Annotated in this window: 1 protein-coding gene; it reads right to left on the bottom strand. The window is 42.9% G+C overall.

From position 1 onward, the window contains the following. The coding region (gene tuf, locus HMPREF0077_RS09990) for an elongation factor Tu (RefSeq protein WP_004837900.1) at positions 1-973 on the bottom strand (973 nt) is incomplete at both ends.

The following is a 973-nucleotide window of genomic DNA, read 5'->3' as shown; positions in this document are numbered from 1 at the left end:
GTGTGACGTCCACCTTCTTCTTTGGTTAGTACGTATACTTGGCCTTCGAATTCTGTGTGTGGGTTTACACTGCCTGGTTTTGCAAGTACTTGTCCTCTTGAGATTTCGTTTCTTTGTACACCTCTTAGTAGGAGTCCTACGTTGTCACCTGATTCTGCTTGTTCTAGTGATTTGTGGAACATTTCTACTCCAGTTACTACTGCTTGGCTTGTTTTTTCTGTTAGTCCTACGATTTCTACTGTGTCACCAACTTTTAGGGTTCCTCTTTCTACTCTTCCTGTTGCTACTGTTCCACGTCCTGAGATTGTCATTACGTCTTCTACTGGCATTAGGAATGGTAGGTCGTTGTCTCTTTCTGGNATGTCGAAGTATTCATCTACTGCATCCATTAGGGCTAGGATCTTGTCAGACCATGGGCCTTCTCCGCCTTCTTCTAGTGATTTTAGGGCAGATCCTACGATTACTGGTGCGTTGTCTCCATCGAAGTCATATTCGTTTAGTAGGTCTCTGATTTCCATTTCTACTAACTCGATTAGTTCTGGATCGTCTACTTGGTCTTCTTTGTTTAGGAATACTGCGATTTTTGGTACGCCTACTTGTCTTGCTAGTAGGATGTGTTCTCTTGTTTGTGGCATTGGACCGTCAGCTGCAGATACTACGATGATAGCACCATCCATTTGTGCTGCACCTGTGATCATGTTTTTAACGTAGTCAGCGTGGCCTGGAGCGTCGATGTGGGCATAGTGTCTTTTTTGTGTTTCGTATTCAACTACTGATGTGTTGATTGTGATTCCACGTTCTCTTTCTTCTGGTGCCTTGTCGATGTGTTCGTAGTCTACGTATTCACCTGTACCATATTTTTTGTTTAGGGCTTGAGTGATTGCTGCTGTTGTTGTTGTTTTACCGTGGTCTACGTGGCCGATTGTACCAATATTAATATGTGGTTTTACTCTTTCAAATGTTTGTTTGCTCA

Origin of the sequence: Anaerococcus tetradius ATCC 35098 (assembly GCF_000159095.1) — a bacterium.
In the GTDB taxonomy this organism is placed as follows: Bacteria; Bacillota; Clostridia; order Tissierellales; family Peptoniphilaceae; genus Anaerococcus; species Anaerococcus tetradius.
This window is presented reverse-complemented; position numbering and strand designations above follow the sequence as displayed.